Consider the following 7,705-nt stretch of genomic DNA (forward strand, 5'->3'; position numbering starts at 1 on the left):
CGGTCGGGGCGGTCCTCGGCTGGGGCGCCGAGCGGGACGTGACCGTGCTCGGCATCGGCGGCGAGATCAAGATCGAGCGGCTACGGTGCACCGCGGTGGCAGTGCCCGCCGAGGAGCTGGCCGGGCGTAGCGACCTGCTGGTCAGCCTCGGCGGGGACGGGACGATGCTGCGGGCGATGCGGCTGGCCGACGGCCGGGCGGCCCCCGTGCTGGGAGTGAACCCCGGCCGGCTGGGCTTTCTCACCGAGGTCGACATGCCGGAGCTGGCGGCGGCGCTGTCCGCGATCGACCGCAACGAATACACGGTGGAGCCGCGTCTCGCCGTCGACGCGCGGATCGGCGCGGTGACCGTGAGCGCCTTCAACGACGTCGCCGTCGTGCGGGTCCCCGGGCATGGCGGCAGCGCGGCGGTGGCGCTGCGGGCGACGGGCGGCCGTTCGTCCGCTACGCCGCGGACGCCGTCGTCGTATCGACCCCGGCGGGGTTGACGGCGTACAGCTTCTCGGCCGGCGGGCCGATCGTCAGCCCGTCCGTGGAGGCGCTGCTGGTCCCCCGGCCGGACCACCTTCGACGAGCGGGCCGCCCGCAAGCTGCGGTTGGCCAGCTCCGCCGAGGTCGACGCCCCAGGCCCGATCCCCGGAGCCGGAGCCGGAGCCGGAGCCGGATCAGCCTGACGCGCAGACGGCGCCGGGCCGGCGGGTCAGCGGCCCGCGGCCCGCGGCCCAGCGGCGGTCGGACTCGTCCCAGGCCTCGTTGCGGTCGTCGAGGCGCGCCCGCCAGTGCGCCGCCTGCTCCGCGCTGTCGTAGGGACCGAGGCGACGATGTCCCGGCGCGTCCGGCAGGTTCTTCCACCCGCCCGTGATCGAGGCACCACCACCAGCCGGTCGGATTCCACGCCGAGCTGTCCGCCGCCCGGCCGCGGCCCCGCCCGGACACCGTTCGCTGCAACCATCTGAACATGGTCGATCAGTACCCCGGATCGCGCCGCGTCCACCGCCCGCCGCCCACCGACGATCCGGGCGGCCGACGGGCCGACGGGCAACCGGTCGAGCCTGGGAACCCGCCCGCCTAACATTCGACCTGTTCGCGGTCCGGCCCGCTTCTTCGCGGTCCGGCCCATTTCGGCAGCCCTGCACGCCCCGAGAGTCCCCTCATGCCCGTCGACGGAGTTCCGTCCGCCCCGACCCGCTCCCCCGCGGGTCTCGCCGCGCTGCTCGGCGTGCGGATTCCCATCGTCCAGGCGCCGATGACCTACATCGCCGGCGCCCAGCTCGCCGCCGCCGTGTCGAACGCCGGTGCGCTCGGCGTTATCGAGACGACCTCGGTGCAGGGCCGCGAGGACCTCAAGCGGGTACGCGACCTCACCGACGCGCCCGTCGCGGCGAACATCGCGCTGGCCGCCCGCAACGACCCGTCCACCGTGATGTGCTCGCCGCCGCCGGCATCCGCACCGTGATCACTTCCGCCGGCGACCCCAGGGTCATGACCGGACGGCTGCACGACGCCGGGATGACCGTGTTCCACGTCGTCGGCAGCCTGCGCAACGCGCTCAAGGCCGCCGATGCGGGCGTCGACGGTGTGATCGTCGAGGGCGTCGAGGGCGGCGGGTTCAAGAACCCGCAGGCCGCGTCCACCCTCGTCCTGCTGCCCCTGGTCGCCTCCCGGGTCCGCCTGTCGATCATCGCCGCCGGGGGGATCTGCGACGGGCCATCGATGGCGGCGGCCCTCGTCCTCGGCGCCCAGGGCGTGCAGATGGGCACGCGGATGCTGACGTCCGCGGAGTCACCGATCCACGACAACCTCAAGAACGCGGTTGTCGGTGCGGACGAAACCGCCACGGTGATGCTGTCGGTGCGGGGCCTGCCGACCATGCGGGTGCTGCGTACCCTCACCGCCGAGCGGGCCCTGGCCGCGGGCCGCTCCGACGTGGGCCTCGACGGCATTCCGGCGCTCTACTTCACCGGTGACCTGGCCGCCAGCATGGCGAACACGGGTCAGGTGGCCGGGCGGATCGCCCAGGTCGAGGCGGTCGCCGACATCATCGACCAGACGTGGGCGGGCGCCCGGGCCGCGCTTGACGACGCCCGCGCCCGCCTGGACGTCTGATTCCGCCTGGCCGCCTGAAGCCGGGCGGGTTCAGAACGCGGCGGCCGCCGGGATGAGGCGCTCGCCGAGCAGTTCCAGCGGACGCAGCGTGTCCACGCGCGGCACCGACCCGTGGTAGTGGGTGATGCCGAGCCCGGCCAGCCGCTGGATCTCGGCGAGCAGGGCGTCGATCTTCTCTCCGCCGGGCCCGGGGTCGAGCGGGCCGATCACCGTCTTCTCGATCTCGTCGTAGTCCCGCCCGACGTCCTGGCAGTGCGCGCGCAGCACGTCGAGCTTGTGCTCGACGTCGGGGCCGGCGAACAGGTTGCAGGCCTGCGCGTAGCGCGCGACCAGGCGCAGGGTCTTCTTCTCGCCGCTGCCGCCGATGAGGATCGGCGGATGCGGCCGGCGCAGCGGCGCCGGCACGTTGAGGGTGCGCTCGAGCTGGTAGTGCCGGCCGCTGTAAGGGGCGTCCTTGCCGCTCCACATCTGCAGGCAGATCTCCAGTGCCTCCTCGAGGCGCTCGAAGCGCTCGGCCGTCGGCGGGAACGGCAGGCCGAGACCGCGCGCCTCCGGCTCGTTCCAGGCTGCGCCGATGCCGAGCCACGCCCGGCCCTCGGACAACACGTCCAGTGTGGTCACGAGCTTCGCAAGCAGGCCCGGCTCCCGGTAGACGACCGCGGTCACCCAGGCGAGCAGCTCGATGCGGGTCGTGCGCGCGGCCAGGTAGCCGAGCGTCGTGTACGCCTCGAGCATGTCGTGCTCGGGCGGGCCGATCATGTCGATCTGCCAGACGTGATCCATGACGCTGAGCTTCGCGAAGCCCGCGTCCTCGGCGGCGGCCGCCACGCGCGTGAGATCCTGCGCGATGGTCTGCGGCCCGCCGGACCAGGTGAAGTCGGAGATGTTCAGCCCGATTTCCATGGCCGTCCTTCCCGTCGGGTGGAAGCGGTCCCGGCACGTGCGGCGCGCCGGTGGGGCGAAGAAGTACTGGAGGGTCCTCCGTTTACGACCCTACCGCCGATCGATCCGGCACGGACCGACCCCACCCGGAGGGAATCCGCCGCGATCCCATCCTGGCGGGATCGGTCCCGGCCCGGCGCCGACCTCAGTCGACGACGACGACGAGCTTTCCGCGCACGTGGCCCGTCTCGCTGATCCGGTGCGCCTCGCCGAGCTCGGCGAGCGGCAGGGCCCGGGTAACCGGCATGGTGAGCCGGCCCGCGGCCGCGAGTGTCACCGCCTCCCGAAGCGAGTAGAAGGCCCGCCCCTCCGCGCCGGTGGTGAACACGACACCGTGGTCCGCCGCGGTGACGTCGCCGATGGACACCACCCGGTCCGGGCTGCCGGTGAGCGTGATCAGGTCCGCAAGCGCGCCCTCACCCGACACCGCGAGGGCTGCGTCGACCCCGTCCGGCGCCAGCGCGCGGACCCGCTCGACCAGACCCGGGCCGTAGTCCGTCGCCGCCGCGCCGAGCGAGCGCAGGTACTCCTGGTTGTCCCGGCTGGCGGTGCCGATCACCCGCGCCCCACGCGCCTGCGCGAGCTGGACGGCGGCGAGCCCGACGCCGCCGGCCGCGCCGTGCCGACGCCGGCCCGGCGGACAGGCCGAGCAGGTCCAGGCCGCGGACGGCGGTCTCGACCGCCATCGCCAGGCCCCCGGCCTACGCCCAGGTCAGCTCGGGCGGCTTCGGCGCCCACTCGTCGAGTACGGCGTACTCGGCGGAGGCGTTCTGCGCCGCGCCGAACACCTCGTCGCCGACCGCGACACCCTCGACGCCGGCACCGACCTCGTCGACCACGCCCGCGGCCTCCATGCCCGGAATATGGGGCAGCGCCACGGGTATGGTGCGCAGGGTCGAACCGTTGCGGATCTTCCAGTCGACCGGGTTCACCCCGGCCGCCCGCACCGTGATCCGGATCTGCCCCGGCCCCGCGTGCGGCTGCGGCACGTCGACCAGGTGAAGAACCTCCGGGCCGCCGGTCTGCGCGAAGCTCATCGCCTTCATGCGAGCATCCTCGTTGTCCATGCCTGCATTCTGGTCCTGCTCTCCCTCCGCACCGGTCGGCGTGCCTGCCCCGCAGGCAGCCCGTCCACGTCCCGGTCCCGGGCGGGCCGCGGCGGGCAGAGATCTTTCCGTCATACTTCGAGTTTCTGACAGGATGTATTCCTGTAACTCAACAGACTTCACTATCTGGATGATCGGTCGACTGGAGCCCGCGCAGGTTCCCTGCCAGCCCTGGGTACCGACATTCCGCCGGGCCGCCCTCGTCGCGAGCCCGACTCGCCCAGCCGGGTAGGTGCCGTTACCACACCGGAGCGGATCGCATACTCTGACATAGATGTCCGAGAACGAGATCCTCCGACGGGCCAGCTACGGTCCGACCAGCCCCGTGGTCGGCGCGCGCGGCACCCGCACTCGTGCGCGCATCGTCACAGCGGCGCTGGACCTGTTCGAGTCGCAGGGCTTCCACGGGACGTCGGTCGACGAGATCGCCACCGCGGCCGGTGTGTCGCGCGCCACCCTATACCAGTACTTCGAGAGCAAGGAAACGATTTTCGTCGAGTTGCTCAACGAGTGCGGCGGCGCCCTCATGCGGGTCGTGCGCCGGATCGGCCCGCTCGGGCCCACGGCTCTCGGCTTCGACAACCTGCACTGGTGGCTCGGCGAGTGGGCCTGGGTCTACGACAAGTACGCCACGATGTTCGTGCAGTGGGCGAACGTCGACTCGCCGCGGACGTCGGTCCGTCCGATGATCAGCGGATTCCTGGAGTCGTACTACGACCGGATCGCCGAACGCCTGGTCTCCTCGCAGGTCGAGGGCATCGATCCCGCCGACGCCGCGATGACGCTCACCACCCTGGTCAACCGGTTCAACTACTTCCGGCACAGCGGTTTCGGGGACGGGCAGCCCGTCGAGAAGCTCGTCGACAACCTCGCCGTCGTCCTCCAGCTCATCCTGTTCCCGCGCACCCCGGCCAGCGCCTTCGCGCAGCTCGTGGCCGAGACCGCCGGGCCGGCGCAGGCGCCCCGCCCAGTGCGCCGCCCCCCGCTGGCCGCGGTCCCGCCCGCACCGATGCCCGAGGTGACCGAGCGGTTCGCCTCGTTGAGCCCGCGCGCGTCGGCGACCGTCCGCCAGATCCTCGACGCCGGCATCACCTGCTTCGCCGAGCGCGGCTACCACCTATCCTTCGTCGACGACATCGTCGCCACGGCCGGGCTGGCCCGCGGCACCTTCTACAAGTACTTCGACGAGAAGCTGGACCTGCTGCTGGCGCTGAGCGCGGAGGCGTCGGCGGTCAGCACCCGCCTCGGGGTGGAGATCCGCGCCATCACGCTCGACCCGCAGGGCCTGGGTCGGCTGCACGGCTGGCTCGCCGACTTCGTCGCCTTCCACCTGCGCTACGTCGGGGTCACCCGAACCTGGATCGAGTCGGCGCCGCAGGACCCCCGCCTGGACGTGGTGCGCCGCCAGGTGGGGCACGAGATGTGGGCCGACTACGCGGCCCTGCTCGACCAGGTGGAACGGACCTATCCCCTCGACCTCGACGTGGCCGGCCTCGTGTTCTTCTGCCTGCTCGAACGGCTGCCGGACACCGCCGTCAACATGGCCCCGCCGAAGACCCCCGACGAGGCCGCCGCGCTGCTGGGCACCGTCATCGAGCGAGGCCTGCTCAACGGCCGGCCGATCGGCCACGCGGCCGCCTGAGGCCGCCCGAGACCGCCGGTGGCTACTGCGCGCGGGCGAGCCACGCGGCGGGCGGCGACCGCCAACGCCTCGTCGATCATCTCGCCGTCGAGGCCGACCGCGCCGGCACCGCGGCGGTGTGCCTCCGCCAGCGCCGCGAGCACCGCACGGGCGTGGGCGACCTCCTCGGCCCCGGCGGTGAACGTCTCCCGCACGGTGGCGATCTGCGCCGGGTGGATGACCCACTTGCCGTCGTAGCCCAGCTCGCGGGCATGCTCGGCGGCCGCGCGCAGCCCGGCGTCGTCCGCGGTGCCGAGGTACGGCCCGTCGATGGCCCGCAGGCCGTGGGCACGCGCGGCGGTGAGCACCTGGTCCTGGACGTACAGCCAGCGCTGCGGCGGCGTGGTCGGGGCCCGGCCCAGCGACGCGCCGAGGTCGGCGTACCCGAGGATCAGGCCCTCCAGCCGGCCCCCGGCTGCGGCGATCTCCGCCACCCGGGACAGGCTCTGGGCGCTCTCGATCAGCGCCTGCACCCGGACCGGCGCCGTGCGCCCCACGGCCGCGGTGACCCCGTCGAGCAGCCGCTCGACGAAGGCGAGATCGCCCGCGTCCGACACCTTGGGGATGACGAGTGACAGCGGGCCGCCGCCGGCCGCTACGCAGGCCGCGATGTCGAGATGGCACCACGGCGACCCGATCGCGTTCACCCGCACGGACACCCCGACGCCGTCCGCCCGGGGCCCCGCGAGGATCCCGGCGAGCACGCCGGCCAGCAGGGCACGCGCGTCGTCCTTGCGCTGCGGCGCCACCGCGTCCTCGAGATCGAAGACGAGCTCGTCGGCGCCCCGGTCGAAGGAACGCAGGATCCGCTTCTCCTCCGTCGCCGGCACCGACAGGATCGCCCGGCAACGATGCGCGCCCCCGCCCGAACCTGCGGCGTCGCCCGTGATCCGCCCCCCGTCGTGCTGCCCCGCCGGGTTTCCCGACACCTCACCACTCCCTCGGACCTGGCGCGCCGACCGCCCCGCAGCCGTGACATGTTCGTCAGACGCACGATACATTTCGCCCGGTCCGCGGGACGCCCCCGGACGATCGACCCCCGCCGCCGACACCCATCGCCGACGCTCGACAAGCGAGCCGCGTCGCGTGTACAAGCTGTCAGAGATCGGCGTCGGCCCTTTGCATGCTATGCCACATGTGGCAGGTCCCGCTATCCCGATTGCCGGACGGGGACGGTGTGGCCGGCGTTCACGACGTTCCGCCAGGGGCGGCCGGCGGGCAACCGGATAACGGTCCCCGTGGCGTCCACGTCCGCCCGGCCCCGTGCCGGCTTCACGCGAGGAGTCCCGATGACATTGGACCTGAAGGCAGCCGCTTCGGCGCTGAACGGGCTGCGGCCGTTCCCGGTGGCGGTCACGACCATTCTGAACGGCCGGGCGAACGGACTGATGTCGCTGTCCGCCGGCGCCACGAGCATCGTGCCCGAGGCGCCGCGGGTGACGATCAGCCTCACGAAGTACAACCTGACCCACGACCTGGTCCTGGAGTCCGGTGTGTTCGCGATGCACCTGCTGGCGGCGACGCCGGAGGAGCAGTTCGCGATCTCCCTCGACATCCTCATGGGTCTCGGCGGGAGCTCCGGCCGCGACGGGGAGAAGATCAGCCAGTTCCGGACGAAGCCGGGCGTCACCGGCACCCCGATCCTGCTTGACGCGCTCAGCTACGTCGAGGGACGGGTCGTCCACTCCCTCGACATCGACGAAAGCACGTTGTTCGTCGATGTCGTCGCCGCGGAGCAGCTGCACGACGGCGAGCGGCTGCGCGTGGGGCCGGCCTGGGGCGCCCTGCCCAAGGAGTGGATCGAGCAGTACGACCGCAACCACGAGCCCCAGCTCGAGAGCGCGCGCAAGTACCGCGAGCAGGCGAAGTC

9 protein-coding genes and 1 pseudogene are annotated in these 7,705 nt (G+C 72.7%); 6 read left to right on the forward strand and 4 right to left on the reverse strand.

The window, feature by feature from the left end; all coding sequences use genetic code 11:
- The 4 genes from G6R25_RS18980 to G6R25_RS18985 all read left to right on the forward strand — a co-directional run.
- Nucleotides 1–488: NAD(+)/NADH kinase (locus tag G6R25_RS18980; protein WP_235949059.1), on the forward strand; the 488-nt coding region annotated here is incomplete at its 5' end.
- The gene (locus G6R25_RS31925; protein WP_235949060.1) at nucleotides 485–862 is read left to right on the forward strand and encodes a hypothetical protein; all 378 of its coding nucleotides are present in this window, start codon (nucleotides 485–487) and stop codon (nucleotides 860–862) included. The genes G6R25_RS18980 and G6R25_RS31925, both read left to right, overlap by 4 nt.
- A 291-nt stretch (nucleotides 863–1,153) precedes the next feature.
- On the forward strand, nucleotides 1,154–1,456 hold the full coding sequence (locus G6R25_RS31930; protein ID WP_268904182.1) for a nitronate monooxygenase: 303 nt from the start codon (nucleotides 1,154–1,156) through the stop codon (nucleotides 1,454–1,456).
- A complete protein-coding gene (locus G6R25_RS18985; RefSeq protein ID WP_268904183.1) occupies nucleotides 1,453–2,106 on the forward strand; it encodes an NAD(P)H-dependent flavin oxidoreductase in 654 nt (217 codons plus the stop codon). The genes G6R25_RS31930 and G6R25_RS18985 overlap by 4 nt, the downstream gene beginning before the upstream one ends.
- A 30-nt stretch (nucleotides 2,107–2,136) precedes the next feature.
- Here the strand turns inward: G6R25_RS18985 and G6R25_RS18990 are convergent, their stop codons facing one another.
- From G6R25_RS18990 to G6R25_RS31940, 3 genes are all read right to left on the reverse strand, one after another.
- Nucleotides 2,137–3,009, reverse strand: coding sequence for an LLM class F420-dependent oxidoreductase (locus G6R25_RS18990; protein ID WP_163554048.1), 873 nt, complete (start codon nucleotides 3,007–3,009; stop codon nucleotides 2,137–2,139).
- A gap of 184 nt (nucleotides 3,010–3,193) precedes the next feature.
- The gene (locus tag G6R25_RS31935) at nucleotides 3,194–3,607 is read right to left on the reverse strand and encodes a zinc-binding dehydrogenase (protein ID WP_235949063.1); all 414 of its coding nucleotides are present in this window, start codon (nucleotides 3,605–3,607) and stop codon (nucleotides 3,194–3,196) included.
- A gap of 142 nt (nucleotides 3,608–3,749) precedes the next feature.
- The gene (locus G6R25_RS31940; protein WP_235949066.1) at nucleotides 3,750–4,115 is read right to left on the reverse strand and encodes an alcohol dehydrogenase catalytic domain-containing protein; all 366 of its coding nucleotides are present in this window, start codon (nucleotides 4,113–4,115) and stop codon (nucleotides 3,750–3,752) included.
- A gap of 313 nt (nucleotides 4,116–4,428) precedes the next feature.
- On the opposite strand from G6R25_RS31940, the gene G6R25_RS19000 reads away from it, so the two are divergent.
- The gene (locus G6R25_RS19000) at nucleotides 4,429–5,796 is read left to right on the forward strand and encodes a TetR/AcrR family transcriptional regulator (RefSeq protein WP_163554049.1); all 1,368 of its coding nucleotides are present in this window, start codon (nucleotides 4,429–4,431) and stop codon (nucleotides 5,794–5,796) included.
- Nucleotides 5,797–6,065: 269 nt separating this feature from the next.
- Here G6R25_RS19000 and G6R25_RS19005 read toward each other — a convergent pair.
- Nucleotides 6,066–6,836: pseudogene (locus tag G6R25_RS19005) on the reverse strand (HpcH/HpaI aldolase/citrate lyase family protein); the annotation flags it as partial.
- Nucleotides 6,837–7,124: 288 nt separating this feature from the next.
- Here G6R25_RS19005 and G6R25_RS19010 point away from each other — a divergent pair.
- On the forward strand, nucleotides 7,125–7,705 hold a 581-nt coding region (locus tag G6R25_RS19010; protein WP_163554050.1), incomplete at its 3' end, for a flavin reductase family protein.

This window comes from Candidatus Frankia alpina (assembly GCF_902806485.1).
Classification (GTDB): domain Bacteria; phylum Actinomycetota; class Actinomycetes; order Frankiales; family Frankiaceae; genus Frankia; species Frankia alpina.